18 protein-coding genes are annotated in these 22,868 nt (G+C 62.6%); 8 read left to right on the forward strand and 10 right to left on the reverse strand.

What is annotated here, in order from left to right; genetic code table 11:
- The first annotated feature begins 23 nt into the window (after positions 1–23).
- From nuoM to GWQ44_RS11710, 4 genes are all read left to right on the forward strand, one after another.
- Positions 24–1,556, forward strand: coding sequence for an NADH-quinone oxidoreductase subunit M (nuoM, locus tag GWQ44_RS11695; protein WP_016965722.1), 1,533 nt, complete (start codon positions 24–26; stop codon positions 1,554–1,556).
- Positions 1,557–1,563: 7 nt separating this feature from the next.
- A complete protein-coding gene (gene nuoN / locus GWQ44_RS11700) occupies positions 1,564–3,027 on the forward strand; it encodes an NADH-quinone oxidoreductase subunit NuoN (protein WP_015636299.1) in 1,464 nt (487 codons plus the stop codon).
- Positions 3,028–3,264: 237 nt separating this feature from the next.
- A complete protein-coding gene (locus tag GWQ44_RS11705) occupies positions 3,265–3,615 on the forward strand; it encodes a hypothetical protein (protein ID WP_016965723.1) in 351 nt (116 codons plus the stop codon).
- Positions 3,602–3,919 (forward strand): transcriptional regulator, encoded by a 318-nt coding sequence (locus GWQ44_RS11710; RefSeq protein WP_275927386.1) that lies wholly within the window; start codon positions 3,602–3,604, stop codon positions 3,917–3,919. The genes GWQ44_RS11705 and GWQ44_RS11710 overlap by 14 nt, the downstream gene beginning before the upstream one ends.
- 68 nt (positions 3,920–3,987) lie before the next feature.
- On the opposite strand, the gene cysS is transcribed toward GWQ44_RS11710, so the two are convergent.
- Entirely contained in the window at positions 3,988–5,370 is a 1,383-nt protein-coding gene (gene cysS, locus GWQ44_RS11715) for a cysteine--tRNA ligase (protein WP_016965725.1), read from the reverse strand.
- Positions 5,371–5,388: 18 nt separating this feature from the next.
- Positions 5,389–7,089, reverse strand: a complete 1,701-nt coding sequence (locus tag GWQ44_RS11720; protein WP_016965726.1) for a glutamine--tRNA ligase/YqeY domain fusion protein — start codon at positions 7,087–7,089, stop codon at positions 5,389–5,391.
- A gap of 270 nt (positions 7,090–7,359) precedes the next feature.
- Between GWQ44_RS11720 and GWQ44_RS11725 the strand changes: the two genes are divergently transcribed.
- Entirely contained in the window at positions 7,360–7,863 is a 504-nt protein-coding gene (locus GWQ44_RS11725) for a peptidylprolyl isomerase (protein WP_016965727.1), read from the forward strand.
- A complete protein-coding gene (gene lpxH, locus GWQ44_RS11730; RefSeq protein WP_275927387.1) occupies positions 7,860–8,612 on the forward strand; it encodes a UDP-2,3-diacylglucosamine diphosphatase in 753 nt (250 codons plus the stop codon). Before GWQ44_RS11725 ends, lpxH begins: the two co-directional genes overlap by 4 nt.
- 140 nt (positions 8,613–8,752) lie before the next feature.
- Here lpxH and GWQ44_RS11735 read toward each other — a convergent pair whose 3' ends face one another.
- From GWQ44_RS11735 to GWQ44_RS11765, 7 genes are all read right to left on the reverse strand, one after another.
- Entirely contained in the window at positions 8,753–10,282 is a 1,530-nt protein-coding gene (locus tag GWQ44_RS11735; protein WP_047305323.1) for a DHA2 family efflux MFS transporter permease subunit, read from the reverse strand.
- A gap of 67 nt (positions 10,283–10,349) precedes the next feature.
- The gene (locus GWQ44_RS11740) at positions 10,350–11,549 is read right to left on the reverse strand and encodes an HlyD family efflux transporter periplasmic adaptor subunit (RefSeq protein WP_275927388.1); all 1,200 of its coding nucleotides are present in this window, start codon (positions 11,547–11,549) and stop codon (positions 10,350–10,352) included.
- 15 nt (positions 11,550–11,564) lie between these two features.
- Positions 11,565–13,034 (reverse strand): efflux transporter outer membrane subunit, encoded by a 1,470-nt coding sequence (locus tag GWQ44_RS11745; protein ID WP_103741650.1) that lies wholly within the window; start codon positions 13,032–13,034, stop codon positions 11,565–11,567.
- Positions 13,031–13,504, reverse strand: a complete 474-nt coding sequence (locus tag GWQ44_RS11750) for a MarR family transcriptional regulator (RefSeq protein WP_016965731.1) — start codon at positions 13,502–13,504, stop codon at positions 13,031–13,033. The genes GWQ44_RS11745 and GWQ44_RS11750 overlap by 4 nt, the downstream gene beginning before the upstream one ends.
- Before the next feature lie 199 nt (positions 13,505–13,703).
- Positions 13,704–17,381, reverse strand: a complete 3,678-nt coding sequence (locus GWQ44_RS11755; protein ID WP_275927389.1) for a translocation/assembly module TamB domain-containing protein — start codon at positions 17,379–17,381, stop codon at positions 13,704–13,706.
- Positions 17,378–19,105, reverse strand: coding sequence for an autotransporter assembly complex family protein (locus GWQ44_RS11760; RefSeq protein WP_275927390.1), 1,728 nt, complete (start codon positions 19,103–19,105; stop codon positions 17,378–17,380). The genes GWQ44_RS11755 and GWQ44_RS11760 overlap by 4 nt, the downstream gene beginning before the upstream one ends.
- 65 nt (positions 19,106–19,170) lie before the next feature.
- Positions 19,171–19,821 carry a GNAT family N-acetyltransferase gene (locus GWQ44_RS11765; protein WP_275927391.1) on the reverse strand — a complete coding sequence of 217 codons (651 nt, stop codon included), beginning with the start codon at positions 19,819–19,821 and terminating at the stop codon, positions 19,171–19,173.
- Positions 19,822–19,997: 176 nt separating this feature from the next.
- On the opposite strand from GWQ44_RS11765, the gene xthA reads away from it, so the two are divergent.
- Positions 19,998–20,810, forward strand: a complete 813-nt coding sequence (gene xthA / locus GWQ44_RS11770) for an exodeoxyribonuclease III (protein WP_016965735.1) — start codon at positions 19,998–20,000, stop codon at positions 20,808–20,810.
- 50 nt (positions 20,811–20,860) lie between these two features.
- Here the strand turns inward: xthA and GWQ44_RS11775 are convergent, their stop codons facing one another.
- Positions 20,861–21,193 carry a YegP family protein gene (locus GWQ44_RS11775; protein WP_016965736.1) on the reverse strand — a complete coding sequence of 111 codons (333 nt, stop codon included), beginning with the start codon at positions 21,191–21,193 and terminating at the stop codon, positions 20,861–20,863.
- Between the two features lie 289 nt (positions 21,194–21,482).
- On the opposite strand from GWQ44_RS11775, the gene GWQ44_RS11780 reads away from it, so the two are divergent.
- The gene (locus GWQ44_RS11780) at positions 21,483–22,865 is read left to right on the forward strand and encodes a substrate-binding domain-containing protein (RefSeq protein WP_275927392.1); all 1,383 of its coding nucleotides are present in this window, start codon (positions 21,483–21,485) and stop codon (positions 22,863–22,865) included.
- Positions 22,866–22,868: the final 3 nt, after the last annotated feature.

Raw genomic sequence — 22,868 nt, forward strand, 5'->3', positions numbered from 1 at the left:
TTGCGAAAGGAATTGAGCCCGTCATGATTCTGCCTTGGCTAATCCTGATCCCCTTCATCGGCGGCCTGTTGTGCTGGCTGGGTGAGCGCTTCGGCGCCACCCTCCCCCGCTGGATTGCGCTGTTGACCATGACCCTGGAACTCGCCCTCGGCCTCTGGCTGTGGGCCCACGGTAACTATTCATATGCTCCGGCGCCTGGCGTCGATCCGACTTGGGCCATCGAGTTCAAGCACCAGTGGATCGAGCGCTTCGGCATCAACGTGCACCTGGCCCTCGACGGCCTGTCGCTGTTGATGGTGCTTCTGACCGGCCTGCTGGGTATCCTCTCGGTACTCTGCTCCTGGAAAGAGATCCAGCGCCACGTGGGCTTCTTCCACCTGAACCTGATGTGGATCCTGGGCGGTGTGGTCGGCGTGTTCCTGGCGCTGGACCTGTTCATGTTCTTCTTCTTCTGGGAAATGATGCTGGTGCCGATGTACTTCCTCATCGCGCTCTGGGGTCACAGCTCGGCAGACGGCAAGAAAACCCGGATTTACGCAGCAACCAAGTTCTTCATCTTCACTCAGGCTTCCGGCCTGATCATGCTGGTGGCGATCCTGGGTCTGGTGCTGGTCAACTTCAACAACACCGGGGTAATCACCTTCGATTACGCCCAGTTGCTGAAGACCAAGATGTCCACCGCCACCGAGTACATCCTGATGCTCGGCTTCTTCATCGCCTTCGCGGTGAAGCTGCCGGTGGTGCCGTTCCACTCCTGGCTGCCTGACGCTCACGCCCAGGCACCGACTGCCGGTTCCGTGGACCTGGCGGGCATCCTGTTGAAGACGGCGGCCTACGGCCTGCTGCGTTTCGCCCTGCCACTGTTCCCCAACGCCTCGGCAGAGTTCGCCCCGATCGCCATGACCCTGGGTCTGATCGGGATCTTCTACGGTGCCTTCCTGGCCTTCGCCCAGACCGACATCAAGCGTCTGATCGCCTTCTCCAGCGTTTCCCACATGGGCTTCGTGCTGATCGGTATCTACTCCGGCAGCCAGCAGGCCCTGCAGGGCGCGGTGATCCAGATGCTGGCCCACGGTGTTTCGGCAGCCGCGCTGTTTATCCTCAGCGGCCAGCTGTACGAGCGCACCCATACCCGCGACATGCGTGAAATGGGCGGCCTGTGGTCGCGTATCGCCTACCTGCCGGCCATCAGCCTGTTCTTCGCAGCCGCCTCCCTGGGCCTGCCGGGCACCGGCAACTTCGTCGGCGAGTTCCTGATCCTGATCGGCACCTTCGTCAGCGCTCCATGGATCACCGCGATCGCGACCTCCGGTCTGGTGTTCGGCTCGGTCTACTCGCTGATCATGATCCACCGTGCCTACTTCGGCCCGTCCAAGTCGGACGCGGTGCTGCACGGCATGGATGCTCGCGAACTGATCATGGTGCTGGGACTGGCGGTCCTGCTGATCTACATCGGCGTCTACCCGCAACCGTTCCTCGATACCTCTGCCGCCACCATGCATGGCGTGCAGCAATGGCTCAGCACCGCCTTCACTCAACTCGCTTCGGCCCGGTAAGAGCGCTATGGACTTTACGATTCAACACTTTATAGCCCTGGCGCCGCTGCTGATCACCAGCGCCACCCTTGTGGTGGTGATGCTGGCGATCGCCTGGCGGCGCAACCACGCCCAGACCTTCCTGCTGTCGGTGGCCGGTCTGAACCTGGCATTGCTGTCGATCTTCCCGGTGCTGAAAGTGGCACCGCTGGCGGTCACCCCGCTGTTGCAGATCGACCAGTTCGCCTGCCTGTACATGGCCCTGATCCTGGTGGCCACCCTGGCCTGCGTCACCCTGGCCCACGCCTACCTGGGCGACGGCAGCAGCGGTTACCCGGGCAACCGTGAAGAGCTGTACCTGCTGATCCTGCTGGCCGCCGCCGGTGGCCTGGTACTGGTCAGCGCGCAGAACCTGGCCGGCCTGTTCATCGGCCTGGAGCTGCTCTCGGTACCAGTCTATGGCCTGGTGGCCTATGCCTTCTTCAACAAGCGCTCCCTGGAAGCCGGCATCAAGTACATGGTGCTGTCGGCCGCCGGTTCGGGCTTCCTGTTGTTCGGCATGGCCCTGCTCTATGCCGAAGCCGGCAGCCTGAGCTTCAGCGGCATCGGTCAGGCCCTGGCCGCCACCGGGCTGCCGAGCCCGCTGGCGCAGCTGGGCCTGGGCATGATGCTGATCGGCCTGGCCTTCAAGCTGTCGCTGGTGCCGTTCCACCTGTGGACCCCGGACGTCTACGAAGGTGCTCCGGCTCCGGTGGCGGCCTTCCTGGCCACCGCCAGCAAGGTGGCGGTGTTCGCGGTACTGGTGCGTCTGTTCCAGCTGTCGCCAGTGGCCAGCAGCGGCGTCCTGAGCAACGTGCTGACCGTGATCGCCATTGCCTCGATCCTGGTGGGCAACCTGCTGGCGCTGACCCAGAGCAACCTCAAGCGCCTGCTGGGTTACTCGTCCATCGCCCACTTCGGTTACCTGCTGATCGCCCTGGTGGCGAGCAAGGGCCTGGCCATGGAAGCCATCGGCGTGTACCTGGTCACCTACGTGATCACCAGCCTGGGCGCCTTCGGCGTGATCACCCTGATGTCCTCGCCGTACAAAGGCCGTGACGCTGACGCCCTGTACGAGTACCGCGGCCTGTTCTGGCGTCGTCCGTACCTGACCGCCGTGCTCACCGTGATGATGTTGTCCCTGGCCGGTATCCCGCTGACTGCAGGCTTCATCGGCAAGTTCTACATCATCGCTACCGGTGTCGAAGCGCACCAGTGGTGGCTGGTCGGCTCCCTGGTCATGGGTAGCGCCATCGGCGTCTTCTATTACCTGCGAGTGATGGTCACCCTGTACCTGATCGAGCCGAACCTGCGCCGCGTCGATGCCCAACTGCACTGGGAACAGAAAGCCGGTGGCGTCATGCTGCTGGCCATCGCGGTCCTGGCATTCTTCCTCGGCGTGTACCCACAGCCGCTGCTGACCCTGGTCCAGCACTCGGGCCTGGCGGGTTGATCGCTTAGGTTTCAACGCAACAAACAGAACGGCACCTTCGGGTGCCGTTTTGCGTTTCTGGCCCCTGCCCTCCCCTCTTCCCAGCGAAACTCGGAGTCGCCCTTCCTGTCACGTCGACCCGGTCCGACATTCAGCCCGACGCCGTGTGCATAAACTGTTGCCAGATCAAACGCGGCGCTCAGCGGGCCTTGACCAAAGCTGTAGCGTCATCCAGTCTATACGCAGGAAGCGTATGAAATGAATGCTCTGTTTATTGAACTGCCGGCATTTGCACGATACCGAAGGGACTTCCTTGACGACGAGTTGTTCTGCGAACTGCAGATCGAGTTGCTGCGCCACCCGCACGCGGGTGTTCTGATTCAGGGCACTGGCGGCTTGCGCAAGATGCGTTTCGTCGATGAGCGACGCAACAAGGGCAAGCGTGGCGGGTTGAGGGTGATTTATTACTGGTGGTCCGGAGGGGCGCAGTTCTGGCTCTTCACCCTGTTCGACAAGGAGCAGATGGACGACCTGCTACCGCAGCAGCGACAACAGCTCAAACAACTGCTGGAACGTGAAATCGAGGCCAGAAGACATGACCAAACGTGACATCTTTTCCGAACTGGTAGAGGGCATCGACGCCCTCACCCAGGAGCGCCAGGGCAAGATCACCCTGCGCAGCCATAAAGTGAAACTCGACAAGCTGCCCCCCATCACCGCCGTCGAGGTGATGAACATCCGCCAGCAACTCAACCTCTCGCGCTCGGTATTCGCCATGTACCTGCGCACCAACACCCGCACCCTGGAGAACTGGGAACAGGGCCGCGCCACGCCCAATGCCCAGGCCACTACCCTGATCCGCCTGGTGGAACGCTACCCCGACACGGTGGAGCGCCTCGCTTCGCTGGCCTGATCCGGCGCTGTTCGAAGGGCAACAAAAAACCCGCACCAGGCGGGTTTCTTGTTGCAGCGAACGCCAGCTTAGTCAGCCAGGCGCCAGGTCGTGCCGCCCTTGCCGTCTTCCAGGATCACGCCCATGGCGGTGATCTGGTCACGGATGCGGTCGGACTCGGCCCAGTCCTTGTTGGCGCGAGCTGCCAGTCGGGCCTGGATCAGCGCCTCGACTTCTGCTGCATCAACCCGACCTTCGGCACCGGCCTGCAGGAAGTCGTCGGCTTCCAGTTGCAGCACGCCCAGCACGCTGGCCAGCTCTTTCAGACGTGCTGCCAGACCCGCCGCCGCATCGATATCGCTCTCACGCAGGCGGTTGATCTCACGCACCATCTCGAACAGCACGGCACAGGCTTCCGGAGTACCGAAGTCGTCGTTCATCACCTGGGTGAAACGTTCGACGAAGGCTTCGCCACCGGCCGGCGCCACTTTCGGCAGCCCCTTGAGCGCATGGTAGAAACGCTCCAGCGCGCCCTTGGCGTCCTTGAGGTTGTCTTCCGAATAGTTGATGGCGCTGCGGTAGTGGCTGGCCACCAGCAGGTAACGCACCACTTCCGGATGGTACTTGTCGAGCACGTCGCGAATGGTGAAGAAGTTGTTCAAGGACTTGGACATCTTCTCGCCATTGATGCGAATCATGCCGCAGTGCATCCAGGCATTGGCGTAGGTCTTGCCGGTCGCCGCCTCGCTCTGGGCAATCTCGTTCTCGTGGTGCGGGAACTCCAGGTCGCTGCCGCCACCATGAATGTCGAAGGTCTCGCCCAGGCAGCAGGTGGACATCACCGAGCATTCGATATGCCAGCCCGGACGACCGTCACCCCAAGGCGATGGCCAGCTTGGCTCGCCCGGCTTGGCGGCTTTCCACAGGACGAAGTCCAGCGGGTCCTGCTTCGACTCATCCACTTCGATCCGCGCACCGATGCGCAGGTCTTCGATCTTCTTGCGCGACAGCTTGCCATAGCCCATGAACTTGCCGACGCGGTAGTACACGTCGCCATTGCCCGGAGCGTAGGCATAACCCTTGTCGATCAGGGTCTGGATCATCGCGTGCATGCCAGGGATATGGTCGGTGGCCCGCGGCTCCATGTCCGGCTTGCGGATATTCAGCCGCGCCTCGTCCTCGTGCATCGCCGCGATCATGCGCTCGGTCAGGGCTTCGAAGGACTCACCGTTTTCGTTGGCGCGATTGATGATCTTGTCGTCGATATCCGTGATGTTGCGCACATACGTCAGGTCATACCCACTGAAACGCAGCCAGCGGGTAATCAGGTCGAAGGCCACCATGCTGCGGCCGTGGCCCAGGTGGCAGTAGTCGTACACGGTCATGCCGCACACGTACATGCGCACCTTGTTGCCATCCAGCGGCTTGAAGACTTCTTTGCTCTTGGTGAGCGTGTTGTAGATCGTTAGCACGTTAGTTCCTTGACTGAATCACTGACCCCAGGAGTCGCGCAGGGTCACGGTACGGTTGAATACCGGAGCACCTGGTTTCGAGTCCTTGATATCCGCGCAGAAGTAGCCTTCGCGCTCGAACTGGAAACGGTCTTCCGGCTGTGCGTTGCCCAGCGAGGGTTCGGCACGACAACCAGTGAGCACTTGCAGGGAGTCAGGGTTGATGTTGTCCAGGAAACTGGCACTGTCCTCAGCCTTCTCCGGATTCGGAGAACGGAACAGACGATCGTACAGGCGCACTTCGCACTCGACGCTGGCGGCAGCCGGCACCCAGTGAATCACGCCCTTGACCTTGCGGCCTTCAGGGTTCTTGCCCAGGGTGTCGGGGTCGTAGGAGCAACGCAGCTCGACGATATTGCCCTCGGCATCCTTGATCGCTTCGTCAGCACGGATCACGTAGCTGCCGCGCAGACGCACTTCACCGTTGGGCTCCAGGCGCTTGTAGCCCTTCGGCGGCTCTTCCATGAAGTCGTCACGGTCAATGTAGATTTCACGGGCGAACGGCAGCTGGCGCACGCCGAGTTCTTCTTTCTGCGGATGACGCGGCAGTTCGAGGTTCTCGACCTGGTCTTCCGGGTAGTTGGTGATCACGACTTTCAACGGACGCAGCACGCACATGGCACGCGGGGCATTCGCGTCGAGGTCCTGGCGGATGCTGAATTCCAGCATGCCGTAGTCGACCACGCCGTCGGAACGGTTGGTGCCAACCATCTCGCAGAAGTTGCGGATCGACGCCGGCGTGTAGCCACGACGACGGAAGCCCGACAGGGTCGACATGCGCGGATCGTCCCAGCCATTGACGTGCTGCTCGTCCACCAGTTGCTTGAGCTTGCGCTTGCTGGTGATGGTGTAGTTCAGGTTCAGGCGGCTGAATTCGTACTGACGCGGGTGCGCCGGCACCGGCAGATGCTCGAGGAACCACTCATACAGCGGACGATGGCTTTCGAATTCCAGGGTGCAGATCGAGTGGGTGATGCCTTCGATGGCATCCGACTGACCGTGGGTGAAATCGTAGTTGGGGTAGATGCACCACTTGTCACCGGTCTGGTGGTGATGAGCGTGACGGATGCGGTACATGATCGGGTCGCGCAGGTTCATGTTCGGCGAGGCCATGTCGATCTTGGCGCGCAGCACCCGTGCACCGTCTGGGAATTCGCCGGCACGCATGCGGGCGAACCAGTCGAGGTTCTCTTCCACCGAACGCTCGCGGAACGGGCTGTTCTTGCCCGGTTCGGTGAGGCTGCCGCGGTATTCCCTGGCTTGCTCAGGCGTCAGGTCGCAGACGTAGGCCTTGCCTGCCTTGATCAGTTCCACCGCCCAGTCGTGCAACTGGTCGAAGTACTGCGAGGCATAACGCACTTCGCCGGACCACTGAAAGCCCAGCCACTTGACGTCGCTTTCGATGGCGTCGATGTATTCCTGATCTTCCTTGGCCGGGTTGGTGTCGTCGAAACGCAGGTGCGTGACGCCGCCAAATTCCTGGGCCAGACCGAAGTTCACGCAGATCGACTTGGCGTGACCAATGTGCAGGTATCCGTTGGGCTCCGGAGGGAAGCGGGTCACGATCTGTGTGTGCTTACCCGAGTCCAGATCCGCCTGGATAATCGGGCGCAGGAAGTTGACCGGCACGGCCGGTCCAGTCTTGGAATTCGAGGTAGGGTCGACAGTGGGCTTGCTCATAGGATCCTTGAACGTACAAGTGCGCGGCCGGACGCGGCCTGATAAATCAAAACGGGTATCATAGCCGATGCTGTCAAGCGCCTGACAGAGCGCAGCTTTAAAACTGCGGCGATTAATGGCCCGGCGGTGAAAAAACAGCCTCGAATTTCGCGGTTGTCACGCTAAACTGCGCTCCTTGGCCGCAGGATGGCCAAATCGGTGCGGACCGCATGCGTGCCCCGCCACCCAGGATTTTCTTGAAAACGCTTTTCCTTATAAAGAGTACCGACCATGACCCAAGTCAAACTGACCACCAACCACGGCGAGATCGTGCTGGAACTGAACGCCGAGAAAGCCCCGTTGACCGTGGCCAACTTCGTCGAATACGTGAAAGCCGGTCACTATGAAAACACCGTATTTCACCGCGTCATCGGTAACTTCATGATCCAGGGCGGCGGCTTCGAACCTGGCATGAAAGAAAAGAAAGACAAGCGTCCAAGCATCCAGAACGAAGCGGACAACGGCCTTTCCAACGACAAGTACACCGTCGCCATGGCCCGTACCATGGAGCCGCATTCGGCCTCCGCGCAGTTCTTCATCAACGTTGCCGACAACAGCTTCCTCAACCACAGCGGCAAGACCGTGCAGGGCTGGGGCTACGCGGTATTCGGTAAAGTGATCGCCGGCACCGAAGTGGTCGACAAGATCAAAGGCGTGGCCACCACCATGAAATCCGGCCACCAGGACGTACCCGCAGAAGACGTGATCATCGAGAAAGCCGAGATCATTGAGTGATACTGCTGATTTCAGATCTGCATCTGGAAGAGGAGCGCCCGGACATTACCCGGGCGTTTCTGGATTTACTCGGTGGGCGCGCCCGCGCCGCCGAGGCGCTGTACATCCTCGGGGACTTTTTCGAGGTATGGATCGGCGACGATGCCATGACCCCCTACCAACTTTCCATTTGCCAGGCACTGCGGGAACTGAGCGACAGCGGTACGCAGGTTTTCCTCATGCACGGCAATCGCGATTTCATGCTGGGCCAGGCCTTTTGCAAGGCGGCCGGCGCCACCCTGCTCAAAGACCCCAGCGTCGTCGACTTCTACGGTGAACCGGTATTGCTGATGCACGGCGACAGCCTGTGCACCCGCGACGAAGCCTACATGCGCCTGCGCCGTTACCTGCGCAACCCGCTGAGCCTGTGGATTCTGCGGCACTTGCCGCTGGGCACCCGGCGCAAGCTGGCGCGCAAGCTGCGCAACGAAAGCCGGACCCAGACCCGCATGAAGGCCAACGACATTGTCGACGTGACCCCGGACGAAATACCGCGGGTGATGCGCGAACATGGAGTGGGCACCCTGATTCACGGCCACACCCACCGCCCGGCGATTCACAAGTTGCAGATTGGCGAGCAAGCCGCCAAGCGCATTGTGCTGGGGGATTGGGACCGGCAGGGATGGGCCTTGCAGGTGGACGAGCAGGGTTTCCAACTGGCCGCGTTCGATTTCGTCCCCCCGCAGCTGGCGTTGCCCGGTTCACCCTGAACGGACGCCTTCTCTGGCAAGCAGCTCCCTGCAACAAACGCCCCACCGTAGGAGCCGGCTTGCCGGCGAAGCGGCCAGCAAGCCCGGCATCGCCCTTACGGACGCCTTCGCTGGCAAGCCAGCTCCTACAACAATGGGCGTCAATGCCCCGCCGAAGCAGGGCCGGCCTTGGCGGCAAAGGGTGGCTTGGCCAGCCACACCAGCAGAATCAGGCCCATGAAGCCCCAGCCCAGCAAGGTGAAGTAGTCCACGGTCGAGAGCATGTACGCCTGGCTGGTCAGGACTTGATCCAGTTGCGCGTAAGCCTTGCTGCTCGCGCCACCAAGGTTGTTCAGCGCGTCCCGGGTCACCGGATCGAAGATGCTCATGCTCTCGCTCATGTAGGCGTGGTGCTGATCGGCTCGGCGAATCCAGATCCAGGTGGTCAGCGATGCGGCAAAACTGCCCCCCAGGGTCCGCAGGAAGGTCGCCAGGCCAGCGCCGTCGGCGATCTGGTGCGGCGGCAGGTCGGACATCAGGATGCTCAAGGTCGGCATGAAGAACAGGGCCACGCCAATCCCCATGAACAACTGCACCAGGGCGATGTGCTGGAAGTCCACCTCATTGGTGAAACCGGCACGCATGAAGCAGCTCAGGCCAATGGCCAGGAACGCCAGCCCGGCCAGCAGGCGCAGGTCGAACTTGTGGGCGTACTTGCCGACAAAGGGCGACATCAGCACCGGCAGGATGCCGATCGGCGCCACCGCCAGGCCGGCCCAGGTGGCGGTATAGCCCATCTGGGTCTGCAACCATTGCGGCAGGATCAGGTTGATCCCGAAGAACCCGGCATAACCGCCCACCAGCACAATGGTGCCGATGCGGAAGTTGCGATGGGCGAACAACCGCAGGTTGACCACAGGGTGACGATCGGTCATTTCCCAGATCACGAACACTGCCAGGGCAATCACCGAGATCAGCGTACCGACGATGATGAAGTTGGACTCGAACCAGTCCAGGTCGTTGCCCTTGTCGAGGACGATCTGCAGGGCCCCCACTCCGACGATCAGGCTCAGCAAACCGATGTAGTCCATCGGCTGCCGGCTGGTGACCACCGGCCGTGCCTTCAATTGCTGCTGCACCACCCAGGCGGCGAACAGACCAATCGGCACGTTGATGAAGAAGATCCACGGCCAACTGTAACTGTCGGTGATCCAGCCCCCGAGTATCGGCCCGGCAATCGGCGCCACCACCGTGACCATCGCCAAAAGCGCCAGGGCCATGCCCCTCTTCGCCGGTGGGTAGACGGCAATCAGCAAGGTCTGGGTCATCGGGTACAGGGGGCCGGCCACCACCCCTTGCAGCACCCGAAAGCCCACCAGCTCGGGCATCGAGGTGGAAATGCCGCACAGAAACGAGGCCAGCACGAACAGCAGCGTGGCCCAGATAAACAGCTTCACCTCGCCGAAACGCCGGCTCAGCCAGCCGGTCAGCGGCAAGGCGATGGCGTTGCTCACGGCGAATGAGGTGATGACCCAGGTGCCCTGCTCCGAACTCACCCCGAGGTTGCCGGAGATGGTTGGCAACGCCACGTTGGCGATGGTGGTATCGAGCACCTGCATGAAGGTCGCCAGGGACAGGCCGATGGTGCTCAGCAGCAGGCTGGGAGGCTTGAAAGACGCGTTATTGCTCATCGCGAATCCTTTGGAACAGGGCAGGCACCCCGGCCATAAGGCCGGCCGGGGTCGACGGATTGGCGAATCAGCGCTGGGCGGTCTTGCCGATGGCAGCGCTGTTGTCGTGGATCAGACGGGCAATCAGCGTATCGGCCTCACCCAACTGACGGTCGTAGACATTGGTGCTGAAAGACGCCTTTTGCGGAGGCTGCTGGGCCAATACCGGGCCGCTCTGGTCCCGCAGGTTGACGTTCACCTGAGTCGACAGGCCAACCCGCAGCGGATGCTTGGCCAGCTCTTCGGCATTCACGTGAATACGCACCGGCACCCGCTGCACGATCTTGATCCAGTTGCCGGTGGCATTCTGCGCCGGCAGCAAGGCGAAGGCGCTGCCGGTACCGGCACCGAGGCTATCGATGGTGCCGCTGTATTTCACATCGCTGCCGTAGATGTCCGCCTCGATCTCCACCGCCTGACCGATGCGCATGTCCCGCAGTTGGGTTTCCTTGAAGTTGGCGTCGATCCACAGCTGGTCGAGAGGAATCACCGCCATCAGTGCGGTGCCCGGCTGGACCCGCTGCCCCAGCTGTACGGTGCGCTTGGCCACATAGCCGGTCACCGGCGCAATCAGGGTACTGCGGGCATTGTTCAGGTAAGCCTGACGCAGTTGCGCCGCCGCGGCCTGCACATCCGGATGGTTGGAAACCACGGTGTCATCCACCAGCGCATTGGTGGTGTTGAGTTGCTGCAGGGCGTTGGCCAGGGCGTTTTGCGCCGAGGTCAGGTCATCGCGAGCGTGGGACAGTTCCTCCTGGGAAATCGCTCCGCTGGCCGCCAGATTCTTGCGTCGGCTGAAGTTCTCCTGGGCCTTCTGGACCTCGGCTTTCTGCGCCGCCACCTGGGCCCGCATGCCATCGACATTGCTGTACAGCCCACGCACCTGGCGCACCGTGCGCGCCAGATTGGCCTCGGCACTCTGCAGGCCGACCTGAGCGTCGTTGGGGTCGAAGTTGATCAACACCTGGCCTTCATGCACCAGATCGCCGTCGTCGGCGCCGATGCTGACCACGGTGCCGGTGACCAGCGGGGTGATCTCCACCACGTTGCCGTTCACGTAGGCATCGTCGGTGCTTTCATTCCAGCGCCCATAGAGCTCATGCCAGGCGAACACGCCCAGGCCACCCAGGATGACCAGGGCCGTGAGCCCCAGCAGCATGACTTTGCGCTTGCGCGATTGAGCGGCGTCCGGGGTGTTTTCGGTTGTTTGAGTGTCGGCAGTGGCCATGACAAATACCTCGAATTATTTAGTCTGCGGGGCTGGGGTCGGGTTGGCCGAGGCCAGGTTCTGGGCGCCAAAGCCGCCCCCCAACGCCTGCATCAGTTGGATCGACAGATCAATCTGCTGGGCATTGAGCGTGGCCAGCTGGCGCTGGGCCTGGAGCAACTGCTGCTCGATGCTCAGCACATCCAGGTAGTTGCCGATACCGGAACCGAAGCGCTGAACCACGGTGTTGTAGGAGTCCCGGGCAATGTCCGTGGCATGTTGCTGAGCGGCGATCTGCCGCCCGATATCCCGCAGTTGCGAGATGCTGTCGCTGACATCCCCCAGGGCGGTCACCAGGGTCTTGTTGTATTGCGCCACCGCCAGGTCGTAGTCGGCGTCCCGGGCATCCAGGTCGGCGCGCAGGCGCCCGCCGTCGAAAATCGGCAGCGAAACAGTCGGCGCAATGCTGAAGAAGCGACTGGCGGAGCCGAACATCGCATCCCCCAGCAACGACTCGGCACCGGCGCTGGCCCTCAGGTTGAGGTTGGGATAGAAGCGGGTCTTGCTGGCGTCGATGTTCTTGCTCGCCGCTTCCACCCGCCAGCGCGCCGCCACCAGATCAGGCCGGCGTCCCAACAGTTCGGCGGGCAGGGTCGAAGGCAGGGCCACGGCACTGGCCTGCAGGACCTTGGGCCGGACGATGTCGTCGGCCCGGCCGGGGCCTTTGCCCAACAGCACCGCCAGGGTGATCTTGGCGCTCTGCAGTTGCTTCTCGGCGTCGATCAGGCTGGCCTGGGCACTGGCCTCCAGGCTTTCGGTCTGCTGGTACTGGTACTGGCTGTCGATCCCGGAATCCAGGCGACGCCGGCTCAGATCGAGCATCTGCCGGGTCCGCTTGAGGTCTTCGTCGGCCAGGTCATGGACGATATGGGCCCGTCCCAGGTCGCTGTAGGCCCTGGCCACATCGGCGGCCAGGGTCAGGCTGGCCGCCTGGCGGTCGATCTCGGCAGCGCGGGCCTGGCCCAGCGCGGCTTCCCAGGCCGCACGCTGGCCGCCCCAGAGATCGAAGTTGTAATTGAAGGTGGCGCTGATGTTGCGCACCGTGGAATAGGCGCCGCCCTGCCCCAGCGGATCCTGGTCGCGGGCCAGACGCGAGCGGCTGACGCCGGCGCTGGCATCCAGGGTCGGCATCCGCTCGGCATCGGCGGCATAGGCCGCGGCGCTGGCCTGATGGGCCCGGGCGCTGGCGATCTGCATGTCCGGGCTGTCCCGCAACGCTTCCTGGATCAGGCCATCGAGCTGGCTGTCCCCCAGGCTTTTCCACCAGTCGCTTTGTGGCCAGGCCGCCGGCGACAGCTTCACGCCATTGAGCGACTGACCGGTTGCCAGGCTCTGCGCCTCAAGGTTTACCCCCGAGGTCGCCAGGCCACTGTAATTGGCACAACCGGCCAGGCTCATGGCCAACAGCACCAGGCTGACACGTGTACGCAAGGTTTTACTGCTCATTTTTCACCTAAGCGCAGGACAGTGATCGGGTCACCGGCTGCCAGCAAGATTTTCTTGAGGATCTGTTCCAGGGTGCGCAACTCGTCGGGCGTGATGGCACCGGCCAGTTGGTTCATTGCATTGGCGCCGATGTAGGGCAGCCGATCGGCAAGCTTCTGCCCCTCCTCGGTCAGCACCAGGCGCACTTGGCGCCGGTCGCCTTCCGAGCGTTTGCGGGCCAGGAAATCCTTCTGTTGCAGACGATCGAGCATGCGGGTCATCGAACCGCTGTCCAGGGACAGGTGACGACACAACTCGGCCGGGGTATCGACGCCGAACTGGGCCATGATGATCAGCACCTTGAACTGCGCGGCCGTGATGCCGTGGGGTTCCATGTGCGTGTCGATGATCCGGTCCTTGAGCAAGGCGGCACGCCCAAGCAACAGGCCGAGATGGCAATTGTGAAAGTCGTCGGGTTCGAAATGCTTCATCTGAGCACCAATTAGCTGCCTAGGCAGAGAGTGTGTGTCGAGATATTACTGCCTAGGCAGCGAATGTCAACGCAATAGTTAGCTTGCTTTTTATTTGTTTGATGAACGGCGCAGCGCGCCGCCTTGCAAGCGGCGCGGGTCAGGAGCGAGGAAAGACGAGGACGTGAACGGGAGGCGTTGCGCCTCCCGGCGGCGAGCGCTAGAAGTCGCGCTTGTAGAAGATGTCCAGGGAGCTGGCGAAGCCGCTGGCCGCTTCCAGGTAGACCTTCTTGCTCAGTTTGTAGCGCAGGGCGATGGTGCTGGCCGGCTCGAACACCCCAACGCCGTAGCGCAGGCTGAGCTTCTCGGAAATATTGCCGCTGGCCACCACGCTGGTGCTGTTGCCGCTGCCCTGGGTATCGAGTTGGAAGTCCTGAATCCCCAGCTCTTTGGCAATACCGCCCGTGAGATCGGCACTGCCCATTAGCCCCAGGCCAAGGGCGGCCTGGGCCAGCATATTGTTGTCCTCGCCGGTGGAGCTCAGCGGCCGCCCCAGTACCAGGTAGGACAAGGCCTGCTCCTGGCTCATGGCCGGTTCGGAGAAGATCTGCGTCGCCGGTTGCTCGGCGCTGCCGCTCAGGCGGATGCCGGCGATCACGTTGTCGGTCTGGCGCACCGCTTCGATATCCAGGTACGGCTGGTCGATCGGGCCGGCGAACAGCAAGCGCGCGCGGCGCACCGTCAGGCGCTGGCCGTAGGCTCGGTAACGGCCGTCGTTGAGCCACAGCTCGCCGCGGGTGTCCAGGTTGTCGCCAATATGCACATGGCCCTGCAGGTTGGCGGTCAGACCAAAGCCGGCAAAGCTGAGCTTGTCCTGTCCCACCTCAACATCGATGTTCATCGCCATAGCCATGGGCTTCTGCCCTTCCTCGGTCTGCTGACCGACGATGACCGTGTCCTCAGACACCTTGACCGTGGACGGCGGCAGTTCACGCACGGTGATCTGCCCCCTGGGAATCAGCACCTTGCCATCGATCGCCAGCTTGTCGTCGCGCAGCGAGATCTGCAGATCCGGCGCCACTTCCAACGCCGCATAGGGCTCGACCGTCACCGGCAACTGCGTGCCTTTGAGACTCAGGTCCACCATCAGCGCCCGGCCCCAGGCCAGGTTGCCGGTGAGGCTGCCCTGTCCGGACTTGCCGCTTTTCCAGCCGCCGTCCAGGCGCACGCTCTCGCCCATGATCTGTGCATTGAGTTGCAGGTCTTCAAGGCTGGTGGGCAGCTCCGAGCCGGACACCTGCCCGTCACTGAGTTGCAGATTGCCATTGACCTGAGGCGCCAACAGCCCGCCCGACAGGCGACCACTGCCATTCAGGTTGCCGCCCAACTTCTCCACCATGGGCACGAAGGGTCGCGCCACCGACAGGTCCAGGCCACTGAGACGAAATTCCCCGGACAGGGGTTTGTTTTTCCCCAGCGGATTGATCTGCGCCTGCACCATCAGTTGCCCCAGCTTGCCGCCTTCGAACTGCAACTGGGTATCGATGCGCCGTGGGTTGAGGCGGGTATCGAGCTTCAGCGCCTGATAGGGGAAGTCCAGCCACTGATCCTTGTCCTTGACCCGCAGGGTGCCGTCGCTGGCGTCCAGAACGATCTGCCCCTTGGGACCACTGGCCGGCAGATCCAGTTGCACCTGGGCGTTGAGCAGGCCTTTCCAGGCGAAATCCTTGGGCAGCCATTGGGCCAGACTGTCGATGGGGAAGCGCTTGAGCTGATAACGCAGCTTCGGATCGGGCATCAATCGCTGGTCTTCGCCGCACAGGCTGGCATCGCCACTGACCCAGCAGTGGGCGCCGAAGTTGAGGGTGCCATTGGCCAGCCGCTCGAGCCTGGCCGGGCTCTGCAACGCCCAGTCCTGGCCGCCGGTCTGTACATCGCCACTGGCCAGGCGCCCGCGCCAGTTGCCCTGGTCCAGGGTGCCGTCCAGTCCCAGGGCCAGTTTCAGCAAGGGGCCTTGCAGGTCCAGTTGCAGTGTCTGTTTCTTGATATCGCCCTGGCCGGCCAGGGTCAGGGTGCCAAGCTGAGTGTCTCCCGCTTGAATCCCACTGCCCTTGAGGTCCACCCGAGCTTTTTGTGCGCCGTCGAGCGTGGCATCCAGCTTGAGGTTTTGCAGGCGGTTCTCGGCAAATGCCAATTGCTGCCCCGCAAGATCCACCTTGCCTTGGGGCGCCTTGAGCGTGCCTGCCAGATCTACCCGGCCATTGAGTTGCCCGCGCAGTTGCGGCCAGAGCTGGCCCAGGCGCGGCAGCTTGATGTCCAGTTGCCCGGCGAGCTTCTGCTGCAGGCTGCCCGCGCCCTTGATGCTGTTGTCGCCGAGGCGGATGTCCAGCGCACTCAGTTTCCACTGCTCCCCCGCGCCGTCGGCCTTGGCCTGCAACAGCGCCGGTTGCCCTCGCAGGCGGCCCTTGAGGTCGAGGTCGGCGGTGAGCTTGAGCTGTTCATTCTTGATTTCACCCTGACTGCGCAACGGGCCGGCCAGGGTCCCGGGCAACTCCGCCAGCCAATAGGCCGGATTGATCGCCGACAGGTCCAGGGCCGTGTCCCAGGCAATGCCATCGGCAAATTGCAGGTTCAGGTGACCTTCGGCCTTGCCTTGCCCCGCCGCCAGCTTGAACTGTGGCAGGTAGATTTTCGTCAGGTCGCCACTGAACGGGCTGCTCAAGCTGAAGGCTCCTGCCGGGCCATCCAGGTCACCCTTGAAATTGCCCAGGTAGTTGCCATCCCGATAGGCCACTTCGGCATTGAATCTGCGCAGCGCCACGGCCGGTTCTTCGATCAATGGATAAAGGCGATGCCAGGGGAAATCCAGCCAGGCTAGCTTGGTCTCGGCCGAGAAGCCTTGGCTCCAATCAAGCTGACCGCTGAGATTGAGGCTCTGCTTGTCATTGGCGCGCAACTCCAGCGTGGCAATCTGTGCGCCCTTGGCGTCGACCTTGCCTTGCAACAGCAGAGCCACCGGCCCTTGCTCCGCTGGCAGACTGGCCTGGCCGTTGAGCTGATAGCCGTTTTTCAAGTCCCCCTTGCCGGTCAGTTCCAACTGATCCAGTTGCAGGGTGTCCGGCAAGTCGGCGCCGGCCTTGAAGCCATCGGCGGTGATCCGCACCTGCGCCGGCAGGTTCTCCACCAATGGCTGCAGTTGGCCGCTCAATTGCCCTTGCAGGTAGCCGCTGCTGTCGGCATGCAGCTTCAGGGTCTTGAGCAAATCGCCTTCCACCTTCAGCGCCAGGGACCAGGGGCCGCCACCGGGAGCGGGCAAACCGAGGGTGCCCTGGGCGGTCAGCGGCCAGTCGCCAGCAGGTTGCAACAGCCCGGAAAGCTCCAGGCTCAAGTCATCACGCCGCAATTGCAGCGAGTCGATCTGCAGGCCTTGCGCGGCCCAGTGCGCCGCCAGTTGCAAGCCCTTGAGCTGTTCGCTGCCGTTGAACAGCAGGCTGCCGATCTGCACCTGGCCCAGCTCGATGGCCAGTGGCAGTTTCAGCTCCGGCAGGCTGATGGGACCTGAATCTGTTTCATCTTCGGCACCGGGCGGGAACTGCAGGCTGACCTGCTCGGCCTGCAATTGCTCGATGCACAGGGTGCGGCGCAGCAGGCAGGCGGGAGACCAGGCGAACGTCACACGAGCGAGCTCGACTCGATTGTCGCCCTGTTGCCAGAGCAGATGCTCGGCGCTCCATTGGCCACCGAGGCGGCCATCGAAATGCTCCAGAGTCAGCCCCGGCACCCGCGCCAGGGCCCAGCGACTGCCGGCCTGGGTCCCCACCAGCATGGTCACGGCCAGGATGATCAGGATCACCAGCGCAAGGACCGCCAGCAGCGTTATCTTCAAACCACGCTTCAAAGCTCTGGCCCCATGGAAAAGTGCAAACGAATACCGCCGTCGTCATTCAGCGCGTGGGCCAGGTCGACCCGGATCGGCCCCACCGGCGAGACCCAGCGCAGGCCCAGGCCAACCCCGGTCTTGAGGTTCGGCAGTTCCAGTTTATTGAAGGAGTTGCCCTGATCGACGAAGGTCGCGATCCGCCATTTCTCGGCGATGGAATATTGATACTCGACACTGCCGGCCACCATGTAGCGGCCACCAATGCGATCGCCTTCGGCGTTTTCCGGCGACAGGGTCTGGTAGTCGTAGCCGCGCACGCTCTGGTCGCCACCGGCGAAGAAGCGCAAGGACGGCGGAATCGACTTGTAGCCGTTGGTGGCGCTGCCACCGAACTGCACCCGGCCGAGAAACCGGTGATTGTCCCAGGCCGTGGTCAGGCCCTTGAGCAGCACCGTGCCGTACAACAGGTTGGTGTCGGAACCCACGCCTTCCTTGGCCAGCTTGGTGTCGAACTGGATGCGATAGCCGTTGTGTGGATCGATGCGGTTGTCACTGCGCAGGTAGGAATACGTCAGACCGGGCATCAGCAGATTGCTCAACCCTGAGTCGTCCCCGAGGCGATACTCCTCACGTTGATACTTCAGCGACACCACCCGCTGCCAGCCGCTGGGCAGCTTGCTGTGCCACTCGGGGCCCACGGTGAGCAGCTTGCTCAGGGTGTCGGTGCCGGCGATCTCTTCGTTTTGGTAACCGCCAGCGAAACGCAACTTGTCGGTCAACGGCGGATCCAGGGGGATGTCGTACCACAGGCCGACGTTCTGCCGGGGCGCCGAGACTTCCGCCTCCCAGCCGTAACTGTGGCCTTGGGGATTGACCCAGTGCCGGGTCCAGTTGGCCTTGACCCGGGGGCCGACGTCGGTGGAGTAGCCCAAGCCCAGTCCCAGGGTCCGCGGCTTGCGAGTCTCCAGCTGAACCACCACCGGGATCACTTGCTGCTCGGCGGCCGTGGGTGCGGCGTCCACCCGCACGCCTTCGAAGTAGCCGCTGGACTGCAGCGCCTGGTTGAGTTCGGCGATCAGCTCCGAGTCGTAGGGGGCACCGCTCTTGAAGGGCACCATGCGCCGCAGCAGGTCTTCGTCGAAAAGCGAATCGCCGCTGAAGCTGACCTTGCCCAGGGCGTAGCGCGGGCCGCTGTCATACACCAGCTCGATGTCGGCGATGCCGGCCTGGGGGTCCACCGAGAGTTGCTGGCGCGTAAAGCGCCCGCTGAAAAAACCGTAGCGCGAGGCCTGGTTCTGGATCAGGCGCTTGGCGTCTTCATAACGGCCATGATTGAGCACCGCGCCCGGCTTGAGCTGCTCGCTGTCGGGGGTGCGAAAGGACTTGAGGGACGCCGCCGGACCTTCGACGCGGATCGTGACATTGCGCAGGTGCACCGGCTCGCCGGGATCGATGCGCAGCAGCAGACGGGGCTTGTCGCCACCGCGCACTTCGCTCTCGATATGGGGCTGGTAATAGCCCAGAGCCTGGGCGGCTTTCTTCGCCTGCTCCTCGGCCCCCCGGCTGAACCGCAGCAGGGCTTGCTCATCGCGATCACCGACATCGCCAATGTAGCCCTCCACATTGGCCTTCAGCTCGTCATTGGCGGGCTTTACCCTGACATCCAATTCGCTCTGCGCCAGCGCCGCACAGCTTGTGAACAACAGCAAAAAGCCGCTGGTAAATCTTCCTGGAAACTTCATAGGCGCGGATGCTATCACGAGCTTGGGAGGGCGATAGAGCGCTCAAACGCACGGAAAGTTCTATATCAGCCTGTTGCACTTTGTAAGAGCTGGGGGTTGGGGTGAAAGAACACGTGCTCGCGAACCGGCCCCACGGCCACCTCTCCGACTTCGGCGTAGCCCTGGCGCTTGTAGAACTCCAGATAACGGGGATTGCCGGTGTCCAGCACCACCCCTTGGGAATGCTCGTCCACCGCGCACCAGTTGTGCACCGCGGCAAACAACTGCTCGCCAAAATGCTGCCCCTGGAACTGCGGATGCACCCCCAGCAGCGGCAACACGTGGACCGCGTCACTGGGCAGACAGGCCTGCACCGCCTCGTGGTACTCCAAGTAACGCCGCGTGCAGCGAAAACCGGTGCTCAGCACCATGCGCAAGCGCCAGGCCCAGCTCTCGGTGATCCCCAGGCGCCGTTGCGGTGGCGCAATCAAGGCAATGCCGATCAGCCGGTCGTTGACCAGCAGGCCAATGGCCGGCAGATCCTGAAGAAAATGCTGTTTGACCAGTTCGCGCACCGTAGCCCGGACCCGTTGTTCGTAACCGGCGCGCTCGGACTCGAAAATGAACGCGAAGGTCGGTTCATGCCGGTAGGCCTGGTACAGCAGCGACCGCGCTTCGCGGGAATAACCGCTGTCGAGCATATGGATATCGGCAATGGTGTTGGAGGTATCAGGCATGACGGTCACTCTCCCCTGGCCCCGGCTCAAGTGGCCGCGCTCTTGTTATTACGAGCCCTGCGCGGCGCTGATCGTTCCCCGCGCTCAAGGACATTAGCAGTGCATCCACGGCGCTGCCACGCTGGTCGACCCGGGCGTTGTCAGCTAGCATCGCTGTTTTGCCAGGACCGCCGACCATGAAGATCGTCTCGTTCAACATCAACGGGCTGCGCGCCCGCCCCCATCAGCTGGCGGCGCTGATCGACAAACACCAGCCGGACGTGATCGGCCTGCAGGAAACCAAGGTTGCCGACGAGCAGTTCCCCCTCGCCGAAGTCCAGGCCCTGGGCTACCACGTGCACTACCACGGCCAGAAAGGCCATTACGGTGTCGCCCTGCTCTCGCGCCAGGCGCCACTGGCCCTGCACAAAGGCTTCGAAGGCGATGACGAAGACGCCCAGCGACGCTTTATCTGGGGCACCTTCGCCGACGCCCATGGCACGCCGGTGACCATCATGAACGGCTACTTTCCCCAGGGCGAAAGCCGCGACCATCCGACCAAGTTCCCGGCCAAGGAGCGCTTCTACAGCGACCTGCAGCACCTGCTGGAAAGCCGCTTCAGCAATGACCAGCCGCTGGTGGTCATGGGCGACGTCAACATTTCCCCGGAAGACTGCGACATCGGCATCGGCGCCGACAACGCCAAGCGTTGGCTCAAGACCGGCAAATGCAGCTTCCTGCCGGAAGAGCGCGAGTGGATGGCCCGCCTGAAGAACTGGGGCCTGGTGGACAGCTTCCGTCACCTCAACCCCGAGGTGAACGATCGCTTCAGCTGGTTCGACTACCGCAGCCGCGGCTTCGAGGACGAGCCCAAGCGTGGCCTGCGCATCGACTTGATCATGGCCTCCCAGGGCCTGCTGCCGCGCATCAAGGACGCCGGTGTCGACTATGAACTGCGTGGCATGGAAAAGCCGTCGGACCATGCACCGATCTGGCTCGAACTGAGCTGATCGACAGGCACAAAAAAGCCCATCTGACGATGGGCTTTTCTTGCTACCGCTTACATGTGGACCACTTCAACCCGTTCAGTGGTGCCGGCTGCCGCGATGGCGTTGATGGCGCTCTCGAGAGTGGGCTCCGAATCGTACAAATGGCTGACCAGAATCACTTCCTTGCCGGCCTTGAGCTTGAAATAAGGTTTGCCGCCCGATGAAATTTTCTTGACGTAACGCTCGGGAGAAGCGCAGTGTGCGCGGAACAGGCCGAGAGCCGCCTCGGCACTGTCCCGGCAGGGGAATCGTTCGCTTTGAAGCATGGTCTGCGCCTCCTTTGTCTTCAGCAAGAATCTGCATGCACCACTGCCATACTGCTTCAGCTCGAACCAGGCACTCATTTGTAACTCCTTTGCTTACTACGAAATAGCAGCACAACACTGCCGAGGCATCCGCGGGGATGACGCGTTGGCAGTCGCCCCAATCCCCGCCAGACAAAGTTGCCCACTCTACGCATCGCTCGGAGGCCGGTCTTTAGGACAAGTCTCAAAAAATCTAGAGAAAACAGCTATTTACGATGTAGGACTTTCGCCATTTATTGCTGAAAACCGCCATCGGTCACATCTTTGTCACCTCCCTGACTTAATCTCGCCAGCACTCCCCCTCTCTATATAGAAGGCCAGTGCCGCCATGCCCCGCGCTTCCACCGCCAGTGAACGAGATATCTGGTGCCGGACCATCAGCCTGTTTCTGATTGGCTTCGTCTGCTACGCCCTGCCCTGGTCGGTATTCGCCGCCCTGCCCCTGGCGACCGACAATGCCGCCGTGCTGCGCATCCAGGGCTCCAACACCATCGGCGCCCGGCTCGGTCCGGCGCTGGTCAAGGGCTTGCTGGAGCAACAGGGCCTGCACGACATCCGCATCGAGGCCAGCGGCAAGGACAATGAGCAGCGGGTTCTGGGACAGAGCCCCCAGGGCCGGACAGTCCGCGTGGATGTTGCCGCCCATGGCTCGAGCACCGGCTTCAGTGCCCTGAAAAACGCCCAGGCCGATGTGGCGGCCTCTTCCCGCCCCATCAAGGACAGCGAACTGGTGGACCTGGAAAGCCTGGGGGACCTGAAGAGCCCCAGCGCGGAACAAATCATCGCCATTGATGGCTTGGCGATCATCCTGCATCCGCACAACCCGCTGAACCAACTGAGCACCGAGCAACTGGCCCGTCTGTTCAGCGGCGAGATCAAGACCTGGGAAGAGTTGGGGAGCAGTGGCGGAGCGGTCCATCTGTATGCCCGGGATGACCAGTCCGGCACCTACGACACCTTCAAAGAGCTGGTCCTCAGCCGTCGCGGCAAGACGTTGAACCCGGCAGCCAAGCGTTTCGAGTCCAGTGAGCAGCTCTCCGACGCCGTCAGTCGCGACCCGCAAGGCATAGGTTTCATCGGCCTGCCCTACGTGCGCCAGGCCAAGGCGGTGGCGATTGTCGATGGCCAATCCCAGCCCATGCCGCCCCTCAACAGCCTGATCGCCACCGAGGACTACCCGCTGTCGCGACGTCTGTATCTGTACCTGCCGCCCAATGGCCACAATCCCTGGGCCGACGCCTTGGTGAGTTTTGCCCAGAGCGCCAAGGGCCAGGCCATCGTTGCCGCCAACGGCTTTGTCGCCCAGACCGTACAAGCCATGCGGGTAACGCCCAGCCCACAGATGCCCGAGGCCTACCAGCAACTGAGCCGGGACGCGCAACGCCTGAGCGTGAACTTTCGCTTCGAGGAGGGCAGCGCCAATCTGGACAACAAGGCGCGCCAGGACCTGAATCGGGTCCTGGACTACCTGCGCCAGCACGGCAAGCTGGACCGCCAAGTCACCCTGGCCGGCTTCGGCGATGCCAAGAGCGACCCGGCGCGTGCCGCCCTGCTGTCCAAGCTGCGAGCCATGGCGGTCCGTCGGGAACTGGTGAAAAGCGGCGTAGTGTTCCGCGAGATCCGCGGTTTTGGCGCCGAGCTGCCGGTGGCGACCAATCACGCCGACGAGGGCCGGATCAAGAACCGGCGAGTGGAAGTCTGGGTGTACTGAACA

The sequence above is a fragment of the Pseudomonas sp. 3MA1 genome (assembly GCF_029237275.1).
Taxonomy (GTDB): domain Bacteria; phylum Pseudomonadota; class Gammaproteobacteria; order Pseudomonadales; family Pseudomonadaceae; genus Aquipseudomonas; species Aquipseudomonas fluorescens_AP.